Here is a 26,056-nt window from a genome sequence, read left to right as displayed (position 1 = left end):
ACAGCGAGAAGCGAAGCGGGATCGCCGATGAATATGCCCGATTTGAACAGCTTCGGGCACGACCCGTGGTGGCTGATGCTCGCCAAATGCCTGGGCATCTTCATCTTCCTGGTGCTCACCGTGCTGGTGGCCATCCTGGTCGAGCGAAAGGTGCTGGGCCGCATGCAGATGCGGTTCGGCCCCAACCGGGTCGGCCCGTTCGGCCTGCTGCAGAGCCTGGCGGATGGCATCAAACTCGCGCTCAAGGAGGGGCTGATCCCGGCCGGAGTGGACAAACCGATCTATCTGATGGCTCCGGTGATCTCGGTGATCCCCGCGATCATGGCCTTCGCGGTCATCCCGATGGGCGGGCAGGTCTCGGTGTTCGGGCACACCACCGCGCTGCAACTCACCGATCTTCCGGTAGCGGTGCTCTACGTGCTGGCCGTCACCTCGATCGGGGTGTACGGCATCGTGCTGGCGGGCTGGGCGTCGGGTTCCACCTATCCCCTGCTGGGTGGTTTGCGGTCCAGTGCCCAGGTGGTGTCCTACGAGATCGCGATGGCGCTGTCGTTCGTCGCGGTGTTCCTGTACGCGGGCACCATGTCGACGTCGGGAATCGTTGCCGCCCAGCACAGTACCTGGTTCGTCTTCCTGCTGCTGCCCTCGTTCGTGGTGTACGTGACATCGATGGTCGGCGAGACCAACCGCGCGCCGTTCGACCTACCCGAGGCTGAGGGTGAACTGGTCGGCGGGTTCCACACCGAGTACTCGTCGCTGAAGTTCGCGATGTTCATGCTCGCCGAGTACATCAACATGACGACAGTATCCGCGCTGGCCGCCACCATGTTCCTCGGCGGTTGGCAGGCGCCGCTACCGTTCAGCCTGATCGACGGAGCAAACTCCGGTTGGTGGCCACTGCTGTGGTTCGTGGCCAAGGTGTGGGGCTTCCTCTTCTTGTTCATGTGGTTGCGCGCCACGCTGCCCCGGATGCGTTACGACCAGTTCATGGCGCTGGGCTGGAAGGTGCTGATCCCGGTGTCGCTGGGGTGGATCGTGGTGGTCGCGATCACCCAGACGTTGCGCGCTCAGGGCGCCCCAGCCTGGACGACGGCCGCGGTCAGCGTCGCGGCGATCGCCCTGCTCGCCGTCGTCGTGCTGATCCGACGCATGCTGCGCCGGCACGCGATCCCGCATTTCACCCTGCCCACCGATCCGGGTCAGGTCAGTGCCTTCCCGATACCACCGCTGCCACAGATTCCACGCCCACTACCCGACGTTAAGGAGTATTCCGATGTCTAAGGTCGGCGACGCGCTCGGCGGTTTCGGCGTCACCTTCAAGGCGATGCTGCAGAAACCGATCACCGAGGAGTACCCCGAGAAACCCGGCCCCGTCGCCCCGCGGTATCACGGCCGCCATCAGCTCAACCGCTACGCCGACGGACTGGAGAAGTGCATCGGCTGCGAGCTGTGTGCCTGGGCCTGCCCCGCCGATGCGATCTTCGTCGAAGGCGCCGATAACACCGAGGGGCAACGGTTCTCACCCGGCGAGCGGTACGGACAGGTGTACCAGATCAACTATCTGCGCTGCATCGGCTGCGGACTGTGCATCGAGGCCTGCCCGACCCGCGCCTTGACCATGACCAACGACTACGAGATGGCCGATGACAACCGCGCCGACCTGATCTACGGCAAGGACAAGCTGCTCGCGCCGCTACAGCCCGAGATGACGCCACCCCCGCACGCGATGGCCGAGGGCAGCACCGACGAGGACTATTACCGCGGCAATATCCGCGCCGACGGTGTCGTGCGGGAGACGGCACAGTGACCTCGACGGGTGAGGCGGTGGTCTTCTGGGTGCTCGGCACCCTGGCCCTGATCGGGGCCATCGGCGTCGTCGCCGCACCCAAGGCGGTCTACTCCGCGCTCTTCCTGGCCGTCACGATGATCAACCTGGCGGTGCTCTACATCGCCCAGGACGCGGTGTTCCTCGGCGTGGTGCAGATCGTCGTCTACACCGGTGCGGTGATGATGCTGTTCCTGTTCGTGCTCATGCTCATCGGCGTCGACTCCTCGGAATCGCTGGTGGAAACGATTCGCGGCCAACGCATCGCCGCGATCGTCGCCGGGCTCGGATTCGGTGTGCTGCTGATCGGCTGCATCGGTAACGCCGCACTCGGTCGGTTCGTCGGGCTCGAGCAGGCCAACAGCGCAGGCAATGTCGAGGGTCTGGCGGTGCTGATCTTCACCCGCTACGTATGGGCCTTCGAGCTCACCAGCGCGCTGCTGATCACCGCCGCGGTCGGCGCGATGCTGCTGGCGCACCGGGAACGGTTCGACCGCCGCAAGACCCAGCGCGAGCTGGCCGTCGAGCGGTTCGCACCCGGCGGTCATCCGACCCCGATGCCAAATCCCGGTGTGTACGCCCGGCACAACGCCGTCGACGTCCCGGCCCGGCTGCCCGACGGCAGCGCCGCGCCCACCTCGGTCAGCTCGGTGCTGGTACCGCGCGGAAGCGAACGCCCATGAACCCGGCCAATTACCTGTACCTGTCGGCGCTGATCTTCACCGTCGGCGCGGCCGGAGTGCTGTTGCGCCGCAACGCCATCGTCATGTTCATGTGCGTCGAGCTCATGCTCAACGCCGCCAACCTGGCGTTCGTCACCTTCTCCCGGATGCACGGCCACCTCGACGGTCAGGTGGTCGCGTTCTTCACCATGGTGGTCGCCGCCTGCGAGGTGGTCGTCGGGCTGGCCATCATCATGGCGATCTTCCGGGCCCGCCAATCGGCGTCGGTGGACGCCGCCAGTCTGCTGAAGAACTGATGCCATGGAAACCCTGACCTGGCTGCTGATCGCCCTGCCGCTGGCCGGGGCCGCGGTGCTGTTGCTCGGTGGACGAGCCACCGACAGATGGGGTCATCTGCTCGGCTGCGCCACGGCCCTGGGTTCATTCGTGCTCGGCGTGCTGGTGTTCATGAATCTGCTGGGTCGCCCGGTGCAGGACCGAACCGTGACGCAGACGCTGTTCAGCTGGGTGCCCGTCGGTGAGCTGCGGGTCGACTTCGGCCTGCAGGTGGATCAGCTGTCGATCTGCTTCGTGCTGCTGATCACCGGCGTCGGATCGCTGATCCACCTGTATTCGGTCGGCTACATGAGTCACGACCCGGAGCGCCGACGGTTCTTCGCGTATCTGAACCTGTTCCTGGCCGCGATGCTGCTGCTGGTGCTCGCCGACAACTTCCTGGGCCTGTACATGGGCTGGGAGGGTGTCGGTCTGGCGTCCTACCTGCTGATCGGATTCTGGTCGCACAAACCGAGTGCGGCCACCGCGGCGAAGAAGGCGTTCGTGGTCAACCGGGTCGGTGACATCGGCCTCGCGGTGGCGCTGATGGTGATGTTCTCGGCCACCGGAACCGTCTCCTACGCCGGGGTTTTCGCCGCCGCCCCACAACTGTCCGAGGGCACGCTGACCGCGATCGGACTGTTGCTGCTGTTGGCCGCGTGCGGAAAGTCGGCACAGGTGCCGCTGCAGGCCTGGCTCGGTGACGCGATGGAGGGCCCGACCCCGGTGTCGGCGCTCATCCACGCCGCCACCATGGTCACCGCCGGCGTGTACCTGATCGTGCGGTCCGGCCCGGTCTTCAATCTGGCTCCCACCGCGCAGGTGGCGGTGACCATCGTGGGCGCGGTGACCCTGCTGTTCGGTGCGGTGATCGGTTGCGCCAAGGACGACATCAAGAAGGCGCTTGCGGCGTCCACCATGAGCCAGATCGGCTACATGGTGTTGGCCGCCGGATTGGGGCCGGCCGGGTATGCGGTGGCCATCATGCACCTGATCACCCACGGGTTCTTCAAGGCCGGGCTGTTCCTGGGCGCGGGTTCGGTGATGCACGGGATGGACGACGAGACCGATATGCGCCGCTTCGGTGGATTGCGCGCGGTCATGCCGATCACCTTTGTGACGTTCGGGCTCGGGTATCTCGCCATCATCGGGGTGCCACCGTTCGCGGGCTTCTACTCCAAGGACGCCATCATCGAAACCGCCTTCGCCGCAGGCGGTGTCAAGGGCCTGCTGCTCGGCGGGGCGACACTGCTGGGCGCCGGGATCACCGCGTTCTACATGACCCGGGTGATGCTGCTGACCTTCTTCGGCCCCAGACGCTGGAGTGCGCAGGCGCATCCGCACGAGTCGCCGTCGATCATGACCATGCCGATGGTGGTGCTGGCCATCGGCTCCGTCGGGGCCGGTGCGGTACTCGCCGTCGGCGGCGGACTGGTGAGTTGGCTGGAGCCCGTGGTGGGCACCCATGAAGCCCACCATCTGATCCCGGTGTGGGCGATGACGGCGATCATCCTCACCGTCGTCGCGGTCGGTATCGGCTTCGCCTACCGGATGTACGCCACCCGGCCTGTCCCCGAGACCGCGCCGGAGGCATCGGCGCTGACCGTCGCCGCCCGCAACGACCTGTACGGCGACGCCTTCAACGAACGCACGTTCATGCGGCCCGGGCAGCAGCTGACCGCGGGCCTGGTCGAGATCGACGATGACGCCGTCGAGGGCGCCACCCGCGGGCTGGCGGTCGTCATCTCCGGTGCCTCCCAACGGTTGCGGGGATGGCAGACCGGCTTCGCCCGGTCCTACGCACTGTCCATGCTGGCCGGCACGGTTCTGGTGATCGGGGCGATTCTGATGGTGAGGGTCTGGTGAACGGCCTGGGCTGGCTGACCGCGCTGTGGGCGGTGCCGATGCTCGGTGCCGCGGCGGTGATTCTGCTGCCCTCCAAGGTGTTCGCCCGCTGGGCGGCGCTGGCGGTTTCGCTGGCGGTGCTGGCCATCGCGGTGCTGCTGGCGGTGCGGTTCGATCCCGCGGGCCCGCAGTTCCAGTTCGTCGAGGACTACCCGTGGATCCCGACGTTCGGCACCGGCTACATCCTGGGTCTGGACGGGATCGCCCTGGCGCTGGTGGTGTTGACCGCGGTACTGGTGCCACTGCTGATCGTCGCGGGTTGGAACGACGGTCAAGACGACAGTAGAGCCCGGTCCACCCAGTCCTACCTGGCGTTGACACTGGCCGTCGAGGCCATGGTGTTGATCTCGTTGATCGCGCTCGACGTGCTGCTGTTCTACGTGTTCTTCGAGGCCATGCTGATCCCGATGTACTTCCTGATCGGCGGCTTCGGCGGCGCGAACAGGTCACGCGCCGCGGTGAAGTTCCTGCTGTACAACCTGTTCGGCGGTCTCATCATGCTGGCCGCGGTGATCGGGCTGTACGTGGCCACCATGGACTCGCTCGGCGGCACCTTCGATTTCCGGGCCATCGTCGCCGCGGTGCAGAGCGGTCAGCTCGCCATCAACCCGGCCTTGCTGAATGCGCTGTTCCTCGGATTCATGTTCGCCTTCGCGGTCAAGGCACCGCTGTGGCCGTTCCACCGTTGGCTGCCCGATGCTGCCGTCGAATCCACCCCGGCGACCGCGGTCCTGATGATGGCCGTCGTCGACAAGGTCGGCACCTTCGGCATGATCCGGTACTGCCTGCAACTGTTCCCCGACGCGGCCAAGACCTTTCAGCCGTTGATCATCACGCTGGCGGTCATCGGCATCGTCTACGGCGCCGTCGTCGCGATCGGCCAGACCGATGTGATGCGGCTGATCGCGTACACCTCCATCTCCCACTTCGGATTCATCATCCTGGGCATCTTCGTGCTGACCAGCCAGGGCCAGTCCGGCTCCACGCTGTACATGGTCAACCACGGCATCTCGACCGCGGCCCTGTTCCTGATCGCCGGTTTCCTGGTGTCCCGTCGCGGGTCCCGTGCCATCGCCGACTACGGCGGGGTGCAGCGGGTCGCACCGGTGTTGGCCGGCACCTTCCTGGTCGCCGGCCTGGCCACTCTGTCGCTGCCCGGTCTGGCTCCGTTCATCAGTGAATTCCTGGTGCTGATCGGCACATTCGGCCGGTTCCCGGTGCTGGCGGTGATCGCCGCGCTCGCGCTGGTGTTGTCCGCGATCTACATCCTGTGGGCCTACCAACGGATGATGACCGGACCGGTGGCCGAGGGTAACGAGACACTGCGCGACCTGATCCCGCGCGAACTGATCGTGGTGGCCCCGCTGATCGCGCTGCTGCTGGTGCTCGGCATCTATCCCAAACCGGCACTCGATGTCATCAACCCGGCCGTCACCCACACGCTCACCACCATCGACGTCGAAGATCCCCTGCCGGCGACCGCGGAAGGACCGGGCCGATGAACGTCGAGGCGCCGATCATCGAATACGGCCAACTCTCCCCGCTTCTCATCGTGCTCGGGGTGGCGGTGACCGGTGTGCTGGTGGAGGCGTTCGTGCCGCGCCGCGCCCGGTACGGCACCCAGCTGGTCCTGGCGCTGGGCGGGCAGGCCGCTGCGCTGGCCGCGGTGGTGTCGGTGAGCATTGATCTGGGATCCTCCCCGGGCAACAGCGCGGCGGTGGGTTCACTGGCGGTGGATCGGCCGGCGTTGTTCCTGCAGGGGCTGCTACTGGTGATCGGCATCCTCGGTGTCCTGCTGGCCGCCGAACGTCGGATCCCCGCGAGCGCCGGGGCCGGGCTGGACGGTTTCACCCCGCAGGCCGCGGCGGTGCCGGGCAGTGTGGCCGAGAAGGTGGCCGCCAAAGCGGTTGTCGCGCAGACCGAGATCTTCCCGCTGATGATGATCGCGCTCGGCGGCATGATGATCTTCCCGGCCGCCGACGACCTGTTGACCATGTTCGTCGCACTCGAGGTGCTGTCGCTGCCGCTGTACCTGATGTGCGGGTTGGCCCGGCGGCGCCGGTTGGTATCCCAGGAGGCTGCACTCAAGTACTTTCTGCTGGGAGCCTTCGCCTCGGCCTTCTTCCTGTACGGAATCGCGCTGCTGTACGGCTATTCGGGCGGGTTCCGGCTCGACGATATCGCGACGGCCATCGAGGCGGGCAGCGACGGAAGCGCCCTGGCGCTGGCGGGTGTCGGCCTGGTGTCGGTCGGGATCCTGTTCAAAGTCGGTGCGGTGCCGTTCCATTCGTGGATACCCGACGTCTATCAGGGTGCGCCCACCCCGGTGACGGCGTTCATGGCGGCGGCCACCAAGATCGCCGCGTTCGGTGCGATGCTGCGGATCTTCTATGTCGCGCTGCCCGGTCTGGCCGACGACTGGCGGCCGATGCTGTGGATCATCGCCATCGTCACCATGATCGTCGGCACCCTGACCGCGGTCACCCAGACCGATGTCAAACGGATGCTGGCCTATTCGGCGGTCGCCCATACCGGATTCATCCTCACCGGTGTCATTGCGCTCAACGACGCCGGAGTGTCGGCGACCCTGTTCTACCTGTTCGCCTACGGTTTCAGCACGCTCGGCGCGTTCGCCCTGGCCGGTCTGGTGCGGCGCCCCGACGGCGATGAGGAGACCGGTCTGGCGCAGTGGGCCGGGCTGGGTCGGCGTTATCCGGTGGTGGGCGTGGTGTTCTCGCTGTTCCTGCTGGCCTTCGCGGGGATCCCGTTGACCAGTGGCTTCGTCAGCAAGTTCGCGGTGTTCAAGGCGGCCGCCGAGGGCGGTGCGGCCGCGCTGGTGGTGGTCGGTGTCATCGCCAGCGCGGTGGCCGCGTACTTCTACGTGCGGGTCATCGTGTTGATGTTCTTCACCGATCCGCCCGAGGATGCCCCCGAGGTGGTGGCGCCCAGCGCGCTGACCATGGGGGCGGTGACGTTGACGGCAGCGGTCACGTTCGCCCTCGGTGCGCTGCCGCAGCCGCTGCTGGATCTGGTCGACGGGGCGCAGCAGTTCGTCAGGTAGCGGCGACGGCGTCGCGCACCCGACCGGCGATCAGTTCGTACATACCGCGGGTGACCTCGGTGGCGTCGCTCATGATGTTGTAGCCGTGGTCGACGTCGGGTACCTCGACGTAGTCGACGAGGGCGCCGACGGCATCGAGGCTCTTCGCGTAGGCCGACGCCTCGTCGCGCAACCGGTCGTACTCGCAGGCGATCACCAAAGCCGGTGCGATACCCGCGATATCGTCGGCGTTGTCACCCCAGGCCGGCGAGGCCAGCGGGTCACGACGACGTTGACGCTCCGGGATGTAGGCGGTGTCGAACACCTCGCCCATCCACGGTTTCATGATGGCCTTGCCGCCGCGCGGGGAACGCTTGTGCGCCGTCGCGGTCATCAGGTCCAGCGGTGCGTAGTGCAGCACCTGCAGCGTGATCGCCGGACCGCGCTGCTTCAGCGCCTGCCGCGCCACCGCGGCCGACAGGTTCCCGCCGGCACTCTGACCGCCGATGCACAGCCGTGCCCCGGGCCAGTCCGGCTGTGCGGCGACCCAGGCGGCGATGTCGTAGAGCTGCTCGACCGGTGTCGGGAAGCGGTGCTCGGGGGCGAGCAGATAGTCGGTGTTGACGACGACCACGTTGGCGCGGGCCGCCAGGAAGCGGCACCACGGATCGTCCTGCTCACGATGTCCGACGACGAACCCGCCGCCGTGGATGTTGAGGTACACACCGTCGGGGGTCCCGGCCGGGCGATACACGGTGGCCGCGGTGTCGCCATGGCGGGTGGGAATGCTGATCTCGCTGGTGTCGGCGGTGATGTCGGCGAACCGCACCCCCGCCTTCGGTGCGGGATTGACGAGCTGGGAGAACAACCGGGCCAGGGTGTCGGCAACGACGGGGGTCGACAACAGCGACACGACGGGGCAACCTCCGGGAATGGGTGAAATCGGGTTTACCTTTTCGACTTTACGCATAGGTTCGACGACATGAGCGAGTTGCTGGCCGCAGACCACGGCGCGGTGCGATTGTTGACGCTGAACCGTCCCGCCTCCCGAAATGCGCTCAGCCACGAGTTGATCCGGGCGTTCTACACCGCGCTGAAGAGCGCCGACGCCGACGATTCGGTGCGCGCGGTGGTGATCACCGGGACCGATCCGGCGTTCTGCGCCGGGGTGGATCTCAAGGAGGCCGCCCGTGACGGACTGAAGTACTTCGAGGAGTTCCGCTCGCAGAGTTGTATCACCGCGGTCCGGGAGATGCGCACGCCGATCATCGGTGCGGTCAACGGGGCGACGTTCACCGGCGGTCTGGAGATCGCGCTGGGCTGCGATTTCCTTATCGCCTCCGAGCGTGCGGTGTTCGCCGATACCCATGCCCGGGTGGGTATCCTGCCCGGCGGCGGGATGACGGCCCGGCTGCCGCAGGTGGTGGGGTTGGCGATGGCGCGCCGTATGTCGATGACCGGTGAGGTGATCAGCGCCGAGCGGGCCGAGCGCATCGGGCTGGTGACCGAGGTGGTGGCCCATGATCGGTTACTGCAACGGGCCCTGGAGCTGGCCGGCCAGATCGCCGAGGTGCCGGGTCCGACCATGCTCGCGCTCAAGGAGATCTACACCGAGGGCGCGGCGGCCGTGATCGATCCGGCGCTGGCCGCCGAGGCCCGCATCGCGTTCGCCCAGCATCGTGACTTCGGCGGGCTCGGGGACCGGTTCCGGGAGGTCAGCGAGCACAACAAGAGTCAGCTGCGCTGACGCATCACCCCGTGCACCACGATATCGGTGGTCTGGGTCACCCACTGGTCATCGAGGTCCTGGCCGGGGGTCAGCAGCATCCGCAGCAGGGTGGCGCCACCGATCAGTTCGATGAGCCGCTGCGGGTCGACATCGCTGCGCACCTCGCCCCGCTCGACGGCGTGCACCAGGCGCAACCGCACCACCTCGAACAGCCCGGTGAACCGGCCCATCACCCGATCGTTGAGATCCGGGTCGGCGGCCATATCCGCGATCAGGCCCGGCAGCGCTGCGCGGACCACCGGGCTGGTGAACACCGCGCCGGCGGCGGCGATCATCGCCCGCACATCGGAGGCGATATCGCCTTCGGGCATGCTCAGCGCCGTCGGGGTTGTCGGGAAGGCCGCCTCGTGCACCAGCTCGGCCTTGCTGGACCAGCGACGGTAGAGCGCGGTCTTGGTGGTGCTGGCGCGTTCGGCGACGGCGGCCATGGTCAGGTTCGAATACCCGATCTGGACAAGGAGATCCACCGTCGCCGATAGGATGGCGGCATCGATCCGCGGATCCCGCGGGCGGCCGGCACCCTTGTCAACCGGTGGCAAGTCTGATTTCATAACGCTACCCACCGTATCGTAATTGGGGCCGAAAGGTTGCACCGTGGCACATGAACCGGCCGTCGAGGATGTCAGTCGCCTCCAACACTCCAGCCGAGACGTCAGCACACTGCCCGATCTGCTGTCGCAGTGGCTGTCCACCGTACGCCCCGAACGACCCGCCCCGCAGGTCAGCATCGAGAGCGGCGTCGACGCCAACGGGATGTCCTCGGAGACCATCCTGCTCACCGCCCGCTGGGACGGCGACGACGAGCAGCGCCTGGTGGCCCGCGTCGCGCCGACGCAGGCCGACGTTCCGGTGTTCTCGTCGTACCGCCTGGACCATCAGTTCGAACTGATGCGCCTGGTCGGTGAACTCACCGACGTCCCGGTGCCGAAGGTGCGCTGGATCGACACCGGCGGTTCCGTGCTCGGTACCCCGTTCTTCCTGATGGACCGGGTGGACGGCATCGTCCCGCCCGATGTCATGCCATACACATTCGGCGGCAACTGGTTTGCCGATGCCGAGCCGGCACGGCAACGCGAGTTGCAGGATGCCACCGTCGAGGTGCTGGCCAAACTGCATGCGATACCCGATGCGGCACAGCGGTTCTCCTTCCTCGCCGAGGTCGACCCACCGGGTGACACCCCGTTGCGGCGGCACTTCGGCTGGCTCAAGGATTGGTACGAATTCGCCGTCCCCGACATCGGCCGCTCCCCACTGGTCGAGCAGGCGTTGAATTGGCTGGAGGACCACTTCCCCATCGATGTCGCGGCAGGGACCCCGGTGCTGGCCTGGGGCGACTCCCGGGTCGGCAACGTGCTCTACGAGGACTTCCGGCCCGTCGCGGTGCTGGACTGGGAGATGGCCACCATCGGGCCGCGCGAGCTCGACGTGTCGTGGATCATCTTCGCGCACATGGTCTTCCAGGAACTCGCCGGGCTGGCCGGGCTGCCCGGCCTACCCGATGTGCTGCGCGAGGAAGATGTCCGCGCCACCTATGAGCAGCTGACCGGCGCCCGCCTCGGCGATCTGCGGTGGTTCTACATCTACTCCGGGGTCATCTGGTGTTGTGTCTTCATGCGCACCACGGCCCGCCGTGTGCATTTCGGCGAGATGGACCAACCCGAGGACGTCGAGTCCACGTTCTATCACGCATCCCTGCTGCGACGACTGCTGGAGGCATAATGCTGGGTCCGATGGACGAGTTCCCCATCCACCAAGTCCCCCAACCGATTGCCTGGCCCGGATCCTCGGACCGCAACTTCTACGACCGGTCGTACTTCAACGCCCACGACCGCACCGGGGACATCTTTGTCATCACCGGCATCGGTTATTACCCCAATCTCGGTGTCAAGGACGCGTTCCTGTTGGTACGCCGCGGCGACACCCAGACCGCGGTGCACCTGTCCGATGCCATCGACCAGGACAGGCTGCATCAACACGTCAACGGTTACCGGGTGGATGTGACCGACCCACTGCACCAGCTGCGGATCACCCTGGACGAAACCGACGGCATCGCCGCCGACCTGACCTGGAACGGCCTGTTCGACGTCGTGCAGGAACAGCCGCACCTGATGCGCCAGGGCAACCGGGTCACCCTGGACGCCCAGCGGTTCGCCCAATTGGGTTCGTGGAGCGGCCATCTGGAGATCGACGGCGAACACATCCCGGTCGACCCGGCCACCTGGATCGGGTCCCGGGACCGGTCCTGGGGCATCCGGCCGATCGGTGAGGCCGAAGCGCCCGGCCGGCCCGCCGACCCGCCGTTCGAGGGGATGTGGTGGCTGTACGTGCCGATCGCCTTCGACGACTTCTCCATCGTCATCATCATCCAGGAGGCCCCGGACGGCTTCCGCTCGCTCAACGACTGCACCCGCATCTGGAAGGACGGTCGCGTCGAGCAGCTGGGCTGGCCGCGGGTGAAGATCCACTACCGGTCCGGTACCCGGATCCCCACCGGCGCCACCATCGACGCCACAGCCGTCGACGGGTCCCCGGTGCACTTCGAGGTGGAATCCAAACTCCCTGTGCCCATTCACGTCGGCGGCGGTTACGGTGGCGACTCGGACTGGATCCACGGTGTGTGGAAGGGCGAGAAGTTCACCGAACGGCTCACCTACGACATGACCGACCCGGCGATCATCGGCCGGTCCGGTTTCGGCGTCATCGACCACGTCGGGCGGGCGGTGTGCACCGAGGGTTCGGTGACCTCCGAGGGCTGGGGTCTGTTCGAGCACGGAGCGCTGGGCCGCCACGATCCGTCCGGGTTCGCGGACTGGCTGACGGTCGCGCCCTAACTGTCAGGCCACCCAGAACAGGGCCGCGGCCGCCACCGCCTCCACCAGACAGTAGAACCAGTTCGGGTAGAACGGCGTCGGCCCGTCGAAAAGTGCCGAAGCGGTGCGAGCCAATGCCATTCCGGCCAGCGCCGCGGCCACGGTGATCAGGATCCCGGTGCGCACCTCGCCCGGGGTGACAAAGGCACAACCCAGCACTGCGGCAATGGCCAGACCGAAACCGCCATACACACCACGCACTTCCGCGCGCGACGAGGGTGTTTTGAGGATGTAGTCGAAGGGCCGCAGCATCGCCGCGGGCGCGGCCAACGCATACAGGCCCATGCCGGCGAAGAGCACCCCGACGATGACGATGATCGCGCCGCTCACGGTAGCCTCCTGATCAGTTGATGAGGAGTCCAGCATGGCGAACCTGCCCACCGCGGCGCTTCCACAAACCTGCTACCCGGCGGTGTGGCTGTGGCCGGGGCAAGCCCTGTACTCCGGCCCCGCGCTCGGCCTGGATCCGCATTCGGGCTCGGTGTGGTGTCTGGCCGTCGGTGTCGACGCGCCGCTGACCGTGCACGTCGACGGGCAGCACCTCACCACCCGCACGGCGCTGATCCCGCCGCGGCTCGTCCACCACCTGAGGATGCAGGGTCCGCTGGTGTCCTGTTATCTGGATCCGGCATCACAGCGCAGCGCCGCATGCCGCGACCAGTTCGAGGAATTCCGGCACGGCATCGGCGTGGGCCATCGGGCCGAGGCGAACCTGGTCACGGCGCCCCGTGATGATGCTGCGGCCCGGCGCTGGCTGGACATCGCCGCGCCCTCGCAGATCCACCACATCGATCCGCGTATCGAGTTGGCCGCCAAACAGATTCGTGACGATCCGGCGGCCGCACCGTCGGCGGCACAGTTGGCCGCCGATGCCGAACTGTCCGAGTCGCGGTTCCTGCACCTGTTCGCCGCCGAGGTCGGCACCAGCCTGCGCCGCTATCGGTTGTGGTGCCGGCTGATGTGCGCAGGCGCCGAACTGGCCGCCGGTGCCAATCTCACCACCGCGGCCGTCGAGGCGGGGTTCGCCAGCCCGTCGCACCTGGCCGACCGGTTCAAGACGACCTTCGGCCTGTCGGCGACACAGTTGCTTGCGACGGGACTGTCCGTGCGGGTGCCGTGAGTCAGGCGCTGACCTGTGCCGACTCCGCAGGTGTCGCGGCGGGCTTGCCGGACTGCACGCGGCCGAAGACCATCGACTCCTCGATCCGGTCGAAACGGTGCTCGAACGCGTCGAGTGCGTAGTTGTGCCGCACCTTCCACGGCCGGCGGGTGCCGGACTTCGGCAGCGCGTGCAGCGCCCGCTTGACGTAGCCGGCGTCCAGGTCGAAGGCCGGCTTCTCGGGCATGGCCACCGAACCCAGATGCGGGTAAGCATGTGTGTAGCCGTGAGAGTCCATGTAGGCCAACAGCTTGGCCACCGCGCGGGCTGTCATGTCGGCCCGCAACGTCCAGGATGCGTTGGTGTAGCCGATGCACCAGGCCATGTTCGGCACGTCCTCGATCAGGTACTCCTTGTAGACGAATCGATCGGTCGGGTCGACCCGGACACCGTCGACGTTGATCGCGATACCGCCGAGCGCCTGCAGTTGCAGACCGGTGGCGGTGACGATGATGTCAGCGTCGATGCGGTCACCGGACTGCAGCACGATCCCGTCGGCATCGATCCGGTCGATGCGGTCGGTCACCACCTCGGCACGGCCGGCGCTGATGTCCTCGAACAGGTCACCGTCGAGCACCAGGCACATCCGCTGATCCCACGGGTTGTAACGCGGTTTGAAGTGCACGTCGACCGGATAGCCGGCCGGCAGCGCCGAGATCTGGGTTGCCCGGATCAACTTGCGCCCGGCCTGGGGCATGCTCCGGAAGAACACGTAGTACAGGTAGTGCATCCAGGCGTTGCGGAACCGCACGACCTGATGGGCGACCCTGCGCGGCAGCATCTTCCGGACCGCCTGCGTCGGCTTCGGGACCGCAGGCATGGACATCATGTAGGTCGGCGAACGTTGCAGCATCGTCACGTGACCGGCCGTCTCGGACAGTGCGGGCACCAGACTGATGGCGGTGGCGCCGCTGCCGATCACCACCACCCGTTTGCCGGTGTAGTCGAGGTCCTCGGGCCAGAACTGCGGGTGCACGACGGCACCGCCGAAGTTCTCGATGCCGGGGAACTCCGGGGTGTAGGGCTTGTCGTAGTTGTAGTAGCCGGTCCCGAAGAACACGAACCGCGAGCGGTAGCTGACCTTGGCGCCGTCGGTTTCGGCGTGCACCGTCCAGGTGTCGGTGGCCGATTCCCAGTCCACCGAGGACACCGCGGTACCGAACCTGATCTGCCGGTCGATACCGTGCTTACGGGCCGTGGCGACCAGGTAGTCCCGGATATCGGCGCCCTCGGCGACATGTGCGCGTCCGGTCCACGGCTCGTACGGGAAGCTGAGGGTGAAGATATCGCTGTCGGAGCGAATCCCGGGATAGCGGAACAGGTCCCAGGTACCGCCGATGCGTTCCCGACGCTCCAGGATGGTGTAGCTCAGGTTCGGGTTGCGTTCGCGGATGCGGTAGGCCGCGTTGATACCGGAGATGCCCGCCCCGATGATCAGGACGTCGCTGAACTGGGGTTCGGCATCCTCGTTGCGCTCGACCATCGGACAACCTCCTCGTGGTCCTGCTCCGTACCAACCACCATAGGACCTCAGGTACGCAGCGCGTCAACGATCTGGGCCAAAGATCCCGCCGCGATCGGTCCCGGTTGGTAGATGCAGATGCGGTCGGCGATGCCGTCGACCCGGTCGCGGATGTGCGCGGCCACCTCGGCGGGGGTGCCGCAGGCGGCGATGGTGTGCAGCACGTCGTCGTCGATCAGCGCGCCCATCTCGTTCCATCGGCCCTGTTTGGACAATGCGTGGAGCTCGGGCTGCAGATTCCCCCAGCCGTGCACGTCGAGCACCGGGCGATACGCTGGTGTCGATCCGTAGAAGGCCAGCAGTTTGCGGGTGGCGTCGTGGTTGTCGCCGACCGAGACGATGATCTCCGGCACGATCGCCAGATCGGCCCGGGTGCGCCCAGCCGCGGCCAGCCCTTCGTCGACGGCGGCCATGGTGACCTCGTGCAGAAACTTCTTGTTGCCGAACGGCATCACCAGCAGCCCGTCGGCGTGCTGGGCGGTGGCCTTGGTCAACCGGGGTCCCAGTGCTCCGATGTAGATGGGCGGCGGGCCGTACGGGTTGTCGCGCGGGGTGAAGGTCGGCGTCATCAGGGTGTGCCGGTAGAACTCACCGCGAAAGTCCAGCCGTGCGCCCGTCGACCAGGTGTCGAAGATGGCCCGCAGCGCGGCGACCAGCTCCGTCATCCGGGCGACCGGCCGGTCGAACTCGGCCCCGAACCGCTTCTCGATCTGCGTGCGGATCTGGGTGCCCAGCCCCAGCGTGAACCGCCCCTGGGTCAGGATCTGGTGGTCGATCGCCTGATGCGCGAGGTGAATCGGATTGCGCGGGAACGCGATCGCCACATTCGTCATCAGATCCAAATCGTCGACACCGGCGGCCAGCGTCAGCGGGGTGAACACATCGTGCGGCCCCTCGAAGGTGAACACCCCGCTGGCGCCGGCGTCACGCAGTTCGGCGGCCCGCTCCGCGGCTCCGACAGGTCCATACAGCGCGGTCATCACCTTCACAGCCGGTCACCCTAATCGGAATCGCGCACGGGACGGCGCCGAAACGGCACACTGGGGATGTGACCGATGTGATCGTGGTGGGGGCCGGGTTCGCCGGATTGACGGCAGCACGAGAACTGAGCAGACAGGGGCATGAGGTCCTCGTGTTGGAGGGCCGCGACCGGGTCGGCGGCCGTTCCTATACCGCGACGGTCGCCGGGGTCCCGGTCGATCTGGGTGCCACCTTCGTCGGGCCCACCCAGGATGCGGTGCTGGCACTGGCCGCCGAGTTGGGCTGCGACACGGTGCCCACCCACAGCCGCGGCAAGAATCTGATCCGCTGGCACGGCCGGGTGCGCTCGTATCGCTCCACCATCCCGAAGCTGTCGCTCATCGAACTGCTCGATGTGTCGCGCATCCAGTGGCGCTTCGACCGGTTGTCCCGGCTGATCCCGGTCACCGACACCTGGGCGGCCGCCGCGGCGCCACGGCTGGACCAGAAGAGCCTGGACGGGTGGCTGCGCGCCGCGCACGCCAACGCCTCGACCCGCAATCTGATGGCGATCATGTCGCGGGTGACGTGGGGGTGCGAACCCGACGAGGTGTCGATGCTGCACGCCGTGCGTTATGTGAAGGCCGCCGGCGGTCTGGGCCGGATGCTCGACGTGAAGGGCGGCGCCCAGCAGGATCGTTTCCTGGCCGGCACCCAGCAGATCGCCGCGCGGATCGCCGCCGACCTCGGCGACCGGGTGCGCCTGTCCGCGCCGGTCACCGCGGTCACCCGCACCGACGCCGGCTACACCGTGAGCACCGACGGCGGCACCCACAGCGCCCGTGCGGTCATCCTCGCGATACCGCCCGCGCACCGCGCCGGCATCACCTTCACACCGCCGCTGCCCGAGGGACACGCCGAGCTGATCAACCACTGGCCGCAGGGCAATCTGAGCAAGGCCTACGCCGCATACGAGAAACCTTTCTGGCGGTCCGCCGACTGCTCGGGTGAATCGTTGTCCGACGAGGGCCCGGTGTTCATCACCTTCGATGTCAGCCCGTCGGACGACGGGCCGGGAATCCTGTTGGGATTTGCCGACTCCCGCACCTTCGACCCGCTGCCGGCGGCCACCCGGCGCGAACAGGCCCTGGATTGTTTCACCACCCTGTTCGGCCAGGCCGCGGCAGAGCCGGTGGACTATCTCGACCATTGTTGGAGCGCAGAGCAATTCGCGCCCGGCGGCCCAACCGCGGCGGTACCGCCCGGGTCCTGGACCGACCATGGCCGCCACCTACGCGCACCGGTGGACGGCATCTTCTGGGCCGGCACCGAGACCGCCGATGAGTGGACCGGGTTCCTCGACGGGGCGGTGCGCTCGGGGCAGCGCGCCGCCGCCGAGGTGAGGACCTACCTCACGAGCTGAGGCGTTGGCTCACCGCGGATTCGGCCAATGACCGCAGCCGCTGGTTGACCTCGACGGGCCGTTCCAGGATGGCGCAGTGCCCGCCGGCCAGCTCGACGAATTCGGCCAGGTTCGGGGCGTGGTCGGCGATGTGCCGTGAGGCGTTGATGGGCAGCAACCGGTCCTTGCGGCTGCCGATCACCAGAGTGGGGACGGTCAGGTTCCGCAGCGAGATGTGTTGTGCCCCAAGACCGTCAACCAGGACCCGGGCCCACCCGCCCCGCCCGGCCGGCGGTGTGGTCGCGAACAGCCGGTACACCAGTTCGCCCACCTCGGGATCGGCGTCGGCGCCGACGGCCAGGTAGTCGACGAACCGCCGGTTGGCCCGGTCGGCGAGTTTGGGCACCGGGGTGGCACCGAACGTCTTGAGCAGCGATCCGGCGGTCCGGATGCGGGTGGCCGACAGCGGCGCGGGCACCCGCGCCAGCTGCACGTTGCGCAGCAGATCCCCGGTGCTGGTGTTGATCAGGGCCACCGCGTCAGCGCAGCGGGTGACCCGGTGCGGGTAGCGCGCCGACCACGACGTGATCGCGATACCTCCCATCGAATGCCCGCCGATGATCGCACGCTGCCCCGGAGCCAGCGTCGCATCCAGCACCGCATCCAGATCGGCGGCCAGATGGTTGAGGCTGTATCCGTTGCGGCGCCGCGGGGTCTCGCTGCGGCCGTGCCCGCGATGGTCGTAGGCGATGACGCGGTAGTCGGCGGCCAGGTCGGCGATCTGGTGGGCCCAGACCTCGATGGCGCAGGTGATGCCATGGGCCAGCACGATCGGGTAGCCGTCGGCCGGACCGAATTCCTGGACGTACAGCCGGGTGCCGTCGGCCGAGTGCACGTCGACGGAGCGTCCCCGGGGCAGCGCGGGCAGGGTCACGGGTACTCCAATCGTCGGCGTCATTGCCTGGACGGGCAAGTCTAGCCCCGGGCGCGAAGCGCCACATCGATCACGTGACCAGCACCGGTTTGATTGCCGTGCCGGTCTTCGCCGCCGTCCAGGCCTGCGCAAAATCGTCGAAGGCGAACGTGCTGACCAGCCGGTCGAGCGGAAGCTGTCCCGCGCGGTAGAACTCGGCCAGCTGTGGGATGAAGATTTGCGGGTCACTGTCGCCCTCGACCACACCGCGCACCGTCAGCCCCTTGGCCATGATCAGCGTGACCGGCAGCTCGGCCGTCGGTGCGCCCAGCCCCACCAGGGCCAGCGTGCCGCGCGAGGCCAGCACCCCGACCGCGGCGGCGATCACGTCGGGACGCGCGGTGGTGTCGACCGCGCCGGCGACACCGCCGGTTACCTTCACGATCTCGGCCGCGGCATCAACTGCCGTCGGGTCGAGGGTGAGGGTGGCACCGAGTTCGGTGGCCAACGCCCGGCGTTCGGTGATCGGATCGACGGCGATGATCGTCTCGGCGCCGGCGATCCGGGCGCCCATCACCGCCGACAGCCCCACCGCACCGGCCCCGAAGACGGCGACACTGGGCGCGGGCCCGATGACGTTGAGCACGGCCCCGACCCCGGTCTGCACACTGCAGCCCAGCGGGGCCGCCAGCGCGGGGTTGATCCCAGCAGGCAAGGTCACCGCGTTGCGGCTGCTCGACATGGCGTGGGTGGCGAAGCTGGACTGGCCGAAGAACCCGCCGGCGATGGGGGCACCCTCCATGCGCAGGGCGCTGGTCTCGTCGCGGCGGCCGCCGCGCATGTTCAGGTTGGTGGACCGGTCGCAGTAGGCGGGCCGATCGGTGGCGCAGTTGGCGCACGTCCCGCAGCTGGCGAAGGTGAGCACCACCCGGTCCCCGACGCTATGGCCGGCCTGCGGACCGACGGCGACGACGGTGCCCGCGCCCTCGTGCCCGAACACCATCGGGGTCTTGGCGAAGATCGAGGCCATGGTGATGTCGGTGTGGCAGATGCCGACCGCGTCGATGCGGACCAGCACTTCGTCTCCGACGGGATCGCGCAGTTCGACATCGGTGAGCTGCGGGTCCTGCCCTGGCTCGCGGAGCACCGCGGCACGTGCCTTGATCACTTGACGCATGTTAAATGGTCAACCATGCGTGCGATTCAGATACCCCGACTCGATGGACCCGAGGCCGCCGAGGTGGTCGAGATCGACGAACCCGGCACCGACGGAGTGGTCATCGAGGTGCATGCGGCGGGTGTCGCGTTCCCCGACGCCCTGCAGACCCGCGGGCTCTATCAGCACAAGGCGCCGCTGCCCTACATCCCGGGCGCGGAGATCGCCGGGGTGGTGCGCAGCGCTCCCGCCGACGCCCACGTCGTCGCCGGGGACCGGGTGGTCGGGCTGACGATGTTGACCGGCGGGATGGCCGAGGTGGTGACGCTGCCGCCGGACCGGGTGTTCACCCTGCCCGAGCGGGTGTCCTTCGAGGCCGGCGCCGGCATCCTGTTCAACGATCTGACGGTGCACTGCGCGCTGCGCACCCGCGGTCGGCTCGCCCCCGGCGAGACGGTGCTGGTGCACGGCGCCGCCGGTGGTATCGGCACCTCGGCGCTGCGGCTGGCGCCGGCGTTCGGCGCGGCCCGCACCATCGCGGTGGTCAGCACCGAGGAGAAGGCCGCGACCGCGCGGGCGGCCGGGGCGACCGATGTGGTGCTCGCCGACGGGTTCAAGGATGCGGTCAAAGAACTCACCGACGGCCGCGGTGTCGATATCGTGCTCGACCCGGTGGGCGGTGACCGGTTCACCGATTCGCTGCGCTCGCTGGCCCCGGCGGGCCGGCTGCTGGTCGTCGGTTTCACCGGCGGCGACATCCCGACGGTGAAGGTGAATCGGTTGCTGCTCAACAACGTCGACACCGTCGGCGTCGGCTGGGGCGCCTGGGCGGCCACACATCCGGGCTATCTGGCCGAACAGTGGGCCGAGCTGGAACCGCTGCTGGCCTCCGCTGCGGTGACCGCTCCCGAGCCGGTCATCTACCCGTTCGAGCAGGCGGGTGCGGCGATCGCGTCGCTGGAAAATCGCACCGCGGTCGGCAAGGTCGTCCTCAAAGTCCGCTGATCCCCTGTGATTTCGGCGCGCTTTCGTACGGTGAGCGTACGCGAGCGCGCCGAAATCACACGACGGGCAAGACCAATCGCGAGTTCGGGCCTACCTCGTGGCGGGTCCGCACCAGCCGCGAGGCCGACCACACCGGCTCCCCCGTACCCGGATTGCGGGCGAACCGCGGGTAGGAGCCGCCGGCGATCGACACCCGGATCCGGGACCCGACCGCGAACCGGTGCGCGATCGGATCGAGGTCCAGCCGCAGCACCCCGGTGTCCGCCGGGGTGCGGCCGAGATAACCATCGCTGACGTTGTGGGACCGGCCATCGGCGGCGACCTCGCTGATCCGGACCGACACATCACACCAGCCGGTATCGCTGCGGTGCTCCAGTTCGACCCGCGGGACGCCGATGACCTCCAGCGGCTCGGTCAGCACCGGCCCGGTGAAGGTGATGACGTCGTTGCGGGCGGCCAGCGCGCTGTCCTCGCGATAACCGCGGGGCGAGAACAACAGTCGCCCACCGATCGTCGGAGTGGGGTCGTCGGGGTCGAACACGAATCGGGCCGGCGCTGCCCCCACCGCGGGCGGATCGGCGGTCAGCGCGGCCCGCGGCGCCAGGTACCGGATGTGCTCGTCGGCCGCAGGCGGCCAGGACGGCAGTTCGCGCCAGCCGGCACCCCCGACATGCACACGCACGCCGCCGGGACGGTGCCCGTCGAGCCATCGCAACGTCTCGCGCAGCACGTCGCCGCCGCCGTCGCCGTGGCTCCACGGGCCGACCAGCAGGGTCGGGTCGGCGCCGCGCTCACGCAGCCGCCGGTACTGGTCGAAGGTCTGGGCCAGGAAGACGTCCTGCCACCCGGTCGCCAGCAGCACCGGGGTGCTGACGGCCTCCAGCGCGTGGCCGAGCCGGCTGGGCTGCCAGTACGGGTCGGACACATCGGAGGTGCGCAGCCAGGATTCATACCAGGGCGCGCGGTCCTTGAGTACCTTGGTGCCCGCCGCGTGCAGTGGCACGATGCGCATCGGCCGGCGCAGCCGCAGGCCCATGGTCGCCATCCGGGCCACCGCGCGCACCGAGCCACCGTCCTCCTGGGTGGCCACCTGATAGCTCCAGGTGAGGAAGTCCGCCAGCGCCAAGGTTCCGGTGCTCCAACCGGATTCGGCAAAATCGTGTGGTGCCATCCCGATCACCGAGGTCTGCAGTTCCGGCGGTGGGTCAGCCAGCAGCGCCCACTGGGTGAAGCCCAGATACGAGGACCCGACGGTGACGAACGTGCCGTCGAACCAGGGTTGGGTGCGCATCCAGGCCACCGTGTCGGCGGCGTCCTCGGTCTCGGCGCGGCCGGGGTGGAAGTCCCCGCCCGACCCGAAAGTTCCCCGCACACTTTGCATCACGACCCGATAGCCGCGTTCGGCGTAGATACCGGCGGTGGCCTCGGCGGGTAGGTTGTCCCGGCCGTACGGGGTGCGGATGAGGACCGTGGCCACCGGTTCGGTGTCCGGGACGTACAGATCGGCCAGCAGGTCGACTCCGTCGCGCATCGGCACCGCCAACTCGCGGTGCACCCGGTATTCGGTGCGCGCGCGGGGCAGATCGTGCCGACGCGTCATGAACCGGATGAACAGTCGGACGCCGGCGCCGGGTCGGTCGGGTTGCTTGGTCACCATCGCGCACCATTGTGTCCGAATCGTCGCCGTAATCGCCCACCCGGCCCGCCGTTCGGTCAGTACGGTCGAGGTATGCGCAGCATCCTGTTCACCCCGGCGGTGGCCGTCGCACTGTTGTCGGCCCCGGTTGCGCATGCCGACGAGACCAACCAGAGCGCCTATCTGAACGCGTTGCGCAACGCCGGTATCGTGCCCGACTTCTACACGCCCGCGGCGGCCTTGGCCAGCGCCCAGAAGCTGTGCGCCACAATGGACGGCGGTGTCGACCAGTACGATGTCGTCGATGTGGTGATCGGCGCCGACAAGGTGCCCGAGAATGTGGCGACCTTCGTGGTGGGGACCGCGACCATCGCGTTCTGCCCGTGGAACTCGATGAACCGCTAGGTCGCGCCGACTTCCAGTCCGCGCTTGACCTCCAGGCGGCGCAGCTTGCCCGAGGTGGTGCGCGGCAAGGTGCCGGGTTTGACGAACACCACGTCGGCAGGCACCACCCCGCAGCCCGACGCCACCTCCTGCATCAGCTGGGTCCGCGCGCCGGCCTCGTCGGGACCGCGGAACTCGGCGGTGACGACCAGACCCGGACGCACCGAGCCCTCACCGATCCCCACCGCGACCACCGCACCCTCGCGCACCCCCGGAACCCGGGCGGCGAGCTGTTCCACCTCGGCCGGGAAGATGTTGCGTCCGGCGACGGTGATGATCTCCTTGGCGCGACCACAGACCACCAGGCCGCCATCGACCAGGTAGCCGAGATCGCCGGTGCGGAACCATTCGTCGGCGCCGCGCGGGGTGTCCCCCAGGTAGCCCGACATCATCGAGGTGCCGCGGATGGCGACCTCACCGATCTCGCGGTCGGCGACCTCGGTCGAGCCACCCTCGAACGGCTCGATCCGCACCTCCATACCGCTGATGGGCTTGCCGAGCACGGCGTGCCGGCGTGGGGCGGTGCCCTCTTCGGTGGTGAAGACGGTCTCGTCGACGCGCAGCCCTTCGCCGGGGGCCGGAACCGTTACCGCGCAGGTGGATTCGGCCAGGCCGTAGGACGGCGACAGCGCTCCGGCAGAAAAGCCGAAGCGGGCCATCTCGGTGGCGAACCGCCCGGTGAGATCGCAGTCGACGGGCTCACCGCCGTTGAGCGCGAAGCGCACCGCCGACAGGTCGACATCGGTGACGCGCCGGGAGTATTTGCCGATCATCGCGTAGGCCATGTTCGGGCCTGCGGTCACCGAGGCTCCACTGTCGGACAGCCAGTTCAGCCAGCGGAACGGCGAGGACTGGAAGGCCGCGGTCGGCGCCTGCCACACGTCGTTGCCGGCCAGCGCGCCCGCCAGCAGGAAGCTCAGCCCCATATCGTGGTACAGCGGCAGCCACGAGCAACCGACATCGCCGTCGCGCACGCCGATGCGCTCGTTGAGCCCGCTCAGGTTGGCCAGCACCGCGGCGGGCGGCAGTTGAACGGTCTTCGGGGTGCCGGTGGATCCCGCGGTGCCCTGCATGATCGACACCGGGGCGTCGAGGGCGGGCAGCTGCAAACTGCTCGATCTTTGCGCGCGCGCCATGTCGGCGAGGTCGCCGATGGTCGGCGCCTCACCTGCGGTGGTGATCTTCTCCAGGTAATCACCCTGACTGCCGACCCACTCGGCAGAGATACCGCGGAAGCGGGCCTGGGTTGCCTGCGCCCACTGCGTGACATCGGCGCCGCGGACCGGGCCGGGCAGGATCGAGACGGCCGCCCCGGCGTAGAAGGCGCCGATGACGGTGGCGAGCAGCTCCGCGGTGGGAGCGCCCACCAGCCCGATGCAGCGGATGTTCTCGGTGAGCAGACGTTCGGCGGCGTTCTCGGCGCGTGCGTGGATCTCCTGCCACGGGTGGCGGACCCATTCCTTGTCCTCGAGCAGGACCAGATCGCGGTCGCTGGCGGTCAGCGACTCTGCCAGCGCGGATGCCAGCACGTTGACCTTCGATCCGACCATCAACACTGCCCGCCGCACGCCGAGATGAGCTTCATGACTGGAAACTATATGACGTTTGCTCAAAATGGTTTCCTACGCTAACGCGCACGACAATTCGGCATCGGTTCGGTGGTCGCGGGCCGTTCGGTGACATGCGGGAAAGTTGAATTCAGAACGTTCCCGTCGCTGAGAAGGACCTCAGCAATGACGGACACCACACCCGCGGGCGCGACTACCCCGTCGGCTGCGCCGGGGCCGGCGCGGGTTCACCTGGGGATGGCGGGGCGGGCGCGCCGGGCGGCGGTGGCGCCGGCTGCTCACCGGGCGGATTGCACAGTTCGTCGAGTCGGGTGTTCTCGGTGTCGGCGTCCTGCAGCCGCTGGGTCTGCGCGGGGTCACCGGTCGGGATCTCGGCGATGGCCGCGGCGCCGACGTCCATCAGGGTGTTGCCGAAGTTGCGGGCGGCCTCGGCCAGGTCCTCGGGTGTCGCGGGATCGACACGATTGAGCAGGAACTGCCCGCCGCCGAGCAGTGCGAGGCGGGCACTGGCGGCGACGGCGATCGCGGCACCGAAATCGGCCTGCCCCTCCGGTGGCTGCAGACCACTGCTGTTGGCGACACCGACGCTGACCAGGGCGAAAGCATCACACACCTTGGCCTCGGCCTGGTCGCGTTCCTCCTGGCTGAAGGCCTCGGGCGCCGGAGCGGCGGCGGCACCGGGGGTCGAGGTATCCGAGTTCACCGGGTTGCGCCACATATAGGCCGAGGCACCGAGGGTTGCGATGGCGACGAGCATGGCGCTGACCGCAATCACTGCCGGGCTGCGCGAGGGTTTTGCCTGGTCCTCGGCTGCCGCCTCGACATCGGTGTCGTCGACTTCGGGTGTGTTCTCGTCGTCGGGCACGCCGGCCATCGTAGCTTTTGCGTGATCAGGAGTAAGTGCCCGGCGCGAGCTCGGCCCGCTCCAGGAACACCTGCATGGTCGCCAGCATCTGCCAGTGCAGGCGCTGCAGCCGCGCCGCCTGCTCGGGACTCGGTTCGAAGACGGCCGGGCCTTCGGCCGGCGGGGGTGGCAGCTCACCGAGCAGCCGGGCCATGTCGATCTCGATGAAGGTGTAGTCGCCGTAGGGCCGTTTCGGGTCGCCGGTGGCCGCCGGGTAGCGGCCCTCGTCGAGGCGGTCGCCGTTCTCGTACTCCGAGGGCCACCGGATGTTGATCCCGCGCAGCAGTGTCAGGTGATCGGCGGTGACGGCGACGGTGCCGTCGGCAGCCAGGCCGAGGTCTTCCTCGGACAGTTCGCCGTGGCCACGCAGTGCGATGCGGACATCCGCTGGCTCGATGTTGACCAGCGGGTAGTGACCAGGGTCCAGGGTCGCGTGCCGCAGGAAGCGCGCCATGGTGGCGTACATCTCGACGTGGCGCAGCGCCTGCACGTCAGGGTCGTCGGTGCCGAACACCTCACCCAGTTGGGCGAGCAGATCGCTGCGGCCGTAGGGGCGGTCCGGGTCCAGCATCGGAGCGCCACGTTCGGCGCCCTCCCAGGCCAGCCGGGCCTGGCGCAGCAGACCGAGGTGGGTGGCGGTGACGTCGAAGGGTCCGTAACCGAACCAGCTGTCGTAATCCAGGTCGAGCTCGTCGGCCGGGTCGCTCCACGTTTCGTACACCGACGCGGGCACGGTCGCCCGGTTCACCCGGAACATGTTGTCGGCGGCCGATTGCAGTGCCGCCTCGTGATCGGTGCCATCCCGGCGGGACTGCCGGTACGCGCCCGCGAACTTGACCATGAACTTCGCACGTTCGAACACCGCTGCTCCTGCCTGGTGGTTGTTGCAGAGTCAAGCATAAAGACCGAATACCTGTCATTTGACAGAAACATTCGTCGCTTGTTGTTAACAGCATCCGA

General features: G+C 68.0%; 25 protein-coding genes. 14 read left to right on the top strand and 11 right to left on the bottom strand.

Annotation, left to right across the window (positions count from 1 at the left end):
* The first annotated feature begins 27 nt into the window (after nucleotides 1-27).
* Genes nuoH through nuoN form a run of 7 tightly spaced genes read left to right on the top strand, consistent with a single transcriptional unit; the run spans nucleotide 28 to nucleotide 7,789 of the window.
* Entirely contained in the window at nucleotides 28-1,281 is a 1,254-nt protein-coding gene (gene nuoH, locus ACLBYA_RS11115; protein ID WP_447709458.1) for an NADH-quinone oxidoreductase subunit NuoH, read from the top strand.
* Nucleotides 1,274-1,807 (top strand): NADH-quinone oxidoreductase subunit NuoI, encoded by a 534-nt coding sequence (nuoI, locus tag ACLBYA_RS11110; RefSeq protein WP_447709457.1) that lies wholly within the window; start codon nucleotides 1,274-1,276, stop codon nucleotides 1,805-1,807. Before nuoH ends, nuoI begins: the two co-directional genes overlap by 8 nt.
* On the top strand, nucleotides 1,804-2,508 hold the full coding sequence (locus ACLBYA_RS11105; protein WP_447709456.1) for an NADH-quinone oxidoreductase subunit J: 705 nt from the start codon (nucleotides 1,804-1,806) through the stop codon (nucleotides 2,506-2,508). Before nuoI ends, ACLBYA_RS11105 begins: the two co-directional genes overlap by 4 nt.
* Entirely contained in the window at nucleotides 2,505-2,804 is a 300-nt protein-coding gene (gene nuoK / locus ACLBYA_RS11100) for an NADH-quinone oxidoreductase subunit NuoK (protein ID WP_447709455.1), read from the top strand. The genes ACLBYA_RS11105 and nuoK overlap by 4 nt, the downstream gene beginning before the upstream one ends.
* A gap of 4 nt (nucleotides 2,805-2,808) precedes the next feature.
* Entirely contained in the window at nucleotides 2,809-4,689 is a 1,881-nt protein-coding gene (gene nuoL / locus ACLBYA_RS11095) for an NADH-quinone oxidoreductase subunit L (RefSeq protein ID WP_447709454.1), read from the top strand.
* Nucleotides 4,686-6,230, top strand: coding sequence for an NADH-quinone oxidoreductase subunit M (locus ACLBYA_RS11090; protein WP_447709453.1), 1,545 nt, complete (start codon nucleotides 4,686-4,688; stop codon nucleotides 6,228-6,230). Before nuoL ends, ACLBYA_RS11090 begins: the two co-directional genes overlap by 4 nt.
* Nucleotides 6,227-7,789: an NADH-quinone oxidoreductase subunit NuoN gene (nuoN, locus tag ACLBYA_RS11085; protein WP_447709452.1), complete on the top strand. Its 1,563-nt coding sequence runs from the start codon at nucleotides 6,227-6,229 to the stop codon at nucleotides 7,787-7,789. The genes ACLBYA_RS11090 and nuoN overlap by 4 nt, the downstream gene beginning before the upstream one ends.
* On the opposite strand, the gene ACLBYA_RS11080 is transcribed toward nuoN, so the two are convergent.
* On the bottom strand, nucleotides 7,782-8,681 hold the full coding sequence (locus tag ACLBYA_RS11080) for an alpha/beta hydrolase (protein ID WP_447709451.1): 900 nt from the start codon (nucleotides 8,679-8,681) through the stop codon (nucleotides 7,782-7,784). The two genes, nuoN and ACLBYA_RS11080, sit on opposite strands and share 8 nt — an antisense overlap.
* A 69-nt stretch (nucleotides 8,682-8,750) precedes the next feature.
* Here ACLBYA_RS11080 and ACLBYA_RS11075 point away from each other — a divergent pair, with 69 nt between their 5' ends.
* Nucleotides 8,751-9,515: an enoyl-CoA hydratase gene (locus ACLBYA_RS11075; RefSeq protein WP_447709450.1), complete on the top strand. Its 765-nt coding sequence runs from the start codon at nucleotides 8,751-8,753 to the stop codon at nucleotides 9,513-9,515.
* On the opposite strand, the gene ACLBYA_RS11070 is transcribed toward ACLBYA_RS11075, so the two are convergent.
* Nucleotides 9,503-10,108 (bottom strand): TetR/AcrR family transcriptional regulator, encoded by a 606-nt coding sequence (locus tag ACLBYA_RS11070; protein ID WP_447709449.1) that lies wholly within the window; start codon nucleotides 10,106-10,108, stop codon nucleotides 9,503-9,505. The genes ACLBYA_RS11075 and ACLBYA_RS11070 overlap by 13 nt on opposite strands.
* Nucleotides 10,109-10,151: 43 nt before the next feature.
* Here ACLBYA_RS11070 and ACLBYA_RS11065 point away from each other — a divergent pair, with 43 nt between their 5' ends.
* Together ACLBYA_RS11065 and ACLBYA_RS11060 are read left to right on the top strand one after the other, a co-directional pair.
* Nucleotides 10,152-11,276: a phosphotransferase family protein gene (locus tag ACLBYA_RS11065; RefSeq protein ID WP_447709448.1), complete on the top strand. Its 1,125-nt coding sequence runs from the start codon at nucleotides 10,152-10,154 to the stop codon at nucleotides 11,274-11,276.
* Nucleotides 11,276-12,388, top strand: a complete 1,113-nt coding sequence (locus ACLBYA_RS11060; protein ID WP_447709447.1) for a hypothetical protein — start codon at nucleotides 11,276-11,278, stop codon at nucleotides 12,386-12,388. The genes ACLBYA_RS11065 and ACLBYA_RS11060 overlap by 1 nt, the downstream gene beginning before the upstream one ends.
* A gap of 3 nt (nucleotides 12,389-12,391) precedes the next feature.
* Here ACLBYA_RS11060 and ACLBYA_RS11055 read toward each other — a convergent pair whose 3' ends face one another.
* Nucleotides 12,392-12,793 (bottom strand): DUF4345 domain-containing protein, encoded by a 402-nt coding sequence (locus ACLBYA_RS11055; protein ID WP_447709446.1) that lies wholly within the window; start codon nucleotides 12,791-12,793, stop codon nucleotides 12,392-12,394.
* Here ACLBYA_RS11055 and ACLBYA_RS11050 point away from each other — a divergent pair.
* Nucleotides 12,792-13,547 (top strand): helix-turn-helix domain-containing protein, encoded by a 756-nt coding sequence (locus ACLBYA_RS11050; protein ID WP_447709445.1) that lies wholly within the window; start codon nucleotides 12,792-12,794, stop codon nucleotides 13,545-13,547. The two genes, ACLBYA_RS11055 and ACLBYA_RS11050, sit on opposite strands and share 2 nt — an antisense overlap.
* A gap of 1 nt (nucleotide 13,548) precedes the next feature.
* Here the strand turns inward: ACLBYA_RS11050 and ACLBYA_RS11045 are convergent, their stop codons facing one another.
* Together ACLBYA_RS11045 and ACLBYA_RS11040 are read right to left on the bottom strand one after the other, a co-directional pair.
* Nucleotides 13,549-15,069, bottom strand: coding sequence for a flavin-containing monooxygenase (locus tag ACLBYA_RS11045; RefSeq protein ID WP_447709444.1), 1,521 nt, complete (start codon nucleotides 15,067-15,069; stop codon nucleotides 13,549-13,551).
* A 47-nt stretch (nucleotides 15,070-15,116) separates the two neighbouring features.
* Complete coding sequence (locus ACLBYA_RS11040; protein WP_447709654.1) at nucleotides 15,117-16,088, bottom strand: TIGR03617 family F420-dependent LLM class oxidoreductase; 972 nt, start codon at nucleotides 16,086-16,088, stop codon at nucleotides 15,117-15,119.
* Nucleotides 16,089-16,156: 68 nt separating this feature from the next.
* Between ACLBYA_RS11040 and ACLBYA_RS11035 the strand changes: the two genes are divergently transcribed.
* The gene (locus ACLBYA_RS11035) at nucleotides 16,157-17,491 is read left to right on the top strand and encodes a flavin monoamine oxidase family protein (RefSeq protein WP_447709443.1); all 1,335 of its coding nucleotides are present in this window, start codon (nucleotides 16,157-16,159) and stop codon (nucleotides 17,489-17,491) included.
* Here ACLBYA_RS11035 and ACLBYA_RS11030 read toward each other — a convergent pair.
* Complete coding sequence (locus tag ACLBYA_RS11030; protein ID WP_447709442.1) at nucleotides 17,481-18,404, bottom strand: alpha/beta fold hydrolase; 924 nt, start codon at nucleotides 18,402-18,404, stop codon at nucleotides 17,481-17,483. The genes ACLBYA_RS11035 and ACLBYA_RS11030 overlap by 11 nt on opposite strands.
* 70 nt (nucleotides 18,405-18,474) lie before the next feature.
* Complete coding sequence (locus ACLBYA_RS11025) at nucleotides 18,475-19,548, bottom strand: NAD(P)-dependent alcohol dehydrogenase (protein ID WP_447709653.1); 1,074 nt, start codon at nucleotides 19,546-19,548, stop codon at nucleotides 18,475-18,477.
* 27 nt (nucleotides 19,549-19,575) lie between these two features.
* Here ACLBYA_RS11025 and ACLBYA_RS11020 point away from each other — a divergent pair, with 27 nt between their 5' ends.
* Nucleotides 19,576-20,544 carry an NADPH:quinone oxidoreductase family protein gene (locus tag ACLBYA_RS11020; RefSeq protein WP_447709441.1) on the top strand — a complete coding sequence of 323 codons (969 nt, stop codon included), beginning with the start codon at nucleotides 19,576-19,578 and terminating at the stop codon, nucleotides 20,542-20,544.
* Between the two features lie 55 nt (nucleotides 20,545-20,599).
* Here the strand turns inward: ACLBYA_RS11020 and ACLBYA_RS11015 are convergent, their stop codons facing one another.
* The gene (locus ACLBYA_RS11015) at nucleotides 20,600-22,201 is read right to left on the bottom strand and encodes a CocE/NonD family hydrolase (RefSeq protein WP_447709440.1); all 1,602 of its coding nucleotides are present in this window, start codon (nucleotides 22,199-22,201) and stop codon (nucleotides 20,600-20,602) included.
* 72 nt (nucleotides 22,202-22,273) lie between these two features.
* Between ACLBYA_RS11015 and ACLBYA_RS11010 the strand changes: the two genes are divergently transcribed.
* Nucleotides 22,274-22,585: a DUF732 domain-containing protein gene (locus ACLBYA_RS11010; RefSeq protein WP_447709439.1), complete on the top strand. Its 312-nt coding sequence runs from the start codon at nucleotides 22,274-22,276 to the stop codon at nucleotides 22,583-22,585.
* On the opposite strand, the gene mbtM is transcribed toward ACLBYA_RS11010, so the two are convergent.
* From mbtM to ACLBYA_RS10995, 3 genes are all read right to left on the bottom strand, one after another.
* Nucleotides 22,582-24,174: a long-chain-fatty acid--ACP ligase MbtM gene (gene mbtM, locus ACLBYA_RS11005; protein WP_447709438.1), complete on the bottom strand. Its 1,593-nt coding sequence runs from the start codon at nucleotides 24,172-24,174 to the stop codon at nucleotides 22,582-22,584. The two genes, ACLBYA_RS11010 and mbtM, sit on opposite strands and share 4 nt — an antisense overlap.
* A gap of 211 nt (nucleotides 24,175-24,385) precedes the next feature.
* Nucleotides 24,386-25,057 carry a hypothetical protein gene (locus ACLBYA_RS11000; protein ID WP_447709437.1) on the bottom strand — a complete coding sequence of 224 codons (672 nt, stop codon included), beginning with the start codon at nucleotides 25,055-25,057 and terminating at the stop codon, nucleotides 24,386-24,388.
* 25 nt (nucleotides 25,058-25,082) lie between these two features.
* A complete protein-coding gene (locus tag ACLBYA_RS10995; protein ID WP_447709436.1) occupies nucleotides 25,083-25,958 on the bottom strand; it encodes a hypothetical protein in 876 nt (291 codons plus the stop codon).
* Nucleotides 25,959-26,056 lie beyond the last annotated feature (98 nt).

The organism is Mycobacterium sp. C31M (assembly GCF_053345865.1).
Note: the sequence above shows the minus strand (reverse complement) of the source record. Positions and strands in the feature narration are given on the sequence as shown.

Bases quoted from the DNA above. Each gene is read 5' to 3' on its own strand.
- nuoH (WP_447709458.1), top strand. From the start codon at position 28: ATGAATATGCCCGATTTGAACAGCTTCGGGCACGACCCGTGGTGGCTG.
- nuoI (WP_447709457.1), top strand. From the start codon at position 1,274: ATGTCTAAGGTCGGCGACGCGCTCGGCGGTTTCGGCGTCACCTTCAAG.
- nuoK (WP_447709455.1), top strand. From the start codon at position 2,505: ATGAACCCGGCCAATTACCTGTACCTGTCGGCGCTGATCTTCACCGTC.
- nuoL (WP_447709454.1), top strand. From the start codon at position 2,809: ATGGAAACCCTGACCTGGCTGCTGATCGCCCTGCCGCTGGCCGGGGCC.
- nuoN (WP_447709452.1), top strand. From the start codon at position 6,227: ATGAACGTCGAGGCGCCGATCATCGAATACGGCCAACTCTCCCCGCTT.
- ACLBYA_RS11075 (WP_447709450.1), top strand. From the start codon at position 8,751: ATGAGCGAGTTGCTGGCCGCAGACCACGGCGCGGTGCGATTGTTGACG.
- ACLBYA_RS11070 (WP_447709449.1), bottom strand. From the start codon at position 10,108: ATGAAATCAGACTTGCCACCGGTTGACAAGGGTGCCGGCCGCCCGCGG.
- ACLBYA_RS11060 (WP_447709447.1), top strand. From the start codon at position 11,276: ATGCTGGGTCCGATGGACGAGTTCCCCATCCACCAAGTCCCCCAACCG.
- ACLBYA_RS11050 (WP_447709445.1), top strand. From the start codon at position 12,792: ATGGCGAACCTGCCCACCGCGGCGCTTCCACAAACCTGCTACCCGGCG.
- ACLBYA_RS11055 (WP_447709446.1), bottom strand. From the start codon at position 12,793: ATGCTGGACTCCTCATCAACTGATCAGGAGGCTACCGTGAGCGGCGCG.
- ACLBYA_RS11045 (WP_447709444.1), bottom strand. From the start codon at position 15,069: ATGGTCGAGCGCAACGAGGATGCCGAACCCCAGTTCAGCGACGTCCTG.
- ACLBYA_RS11040 (WP_447709654.1), bottom strand. From the start codon at position 16,088: ATGACCGCGCTGTATGGACCTGTCGGAGCCGCGGAGCGGGCCGCCGAA.
- ACLBYA_RS11020 (WP_447709441.1), top strand. From the start codon at position 19,576: ATGCGTGCGATTCAGATACCCCGACTCGATGGACCCGAGGCCGCCGAG.
- ACLBYA_RS11015 (WP_447709440.1), bottom strand. From the start codon at position 22,201: ATGGTGACCAAGCAACCCGACCGACCCGGCGCCGGCGTCCGACTGTTC.
- ACLBYA_RS11010 (WP_447709439.1), top strand. From the start codon at position 22,274: ATGCGCAGCATCCTGTTCACCCCGGCGGTGGCCGTCGCACTGTTGTCG.
- mbtM (WP_447709438.1), bottom strand. From the start codon at position 24,174: ATGGTCGGATCGAAGGTCAACGTGCTGGCATCCGCGCTGGCAGAGTCG.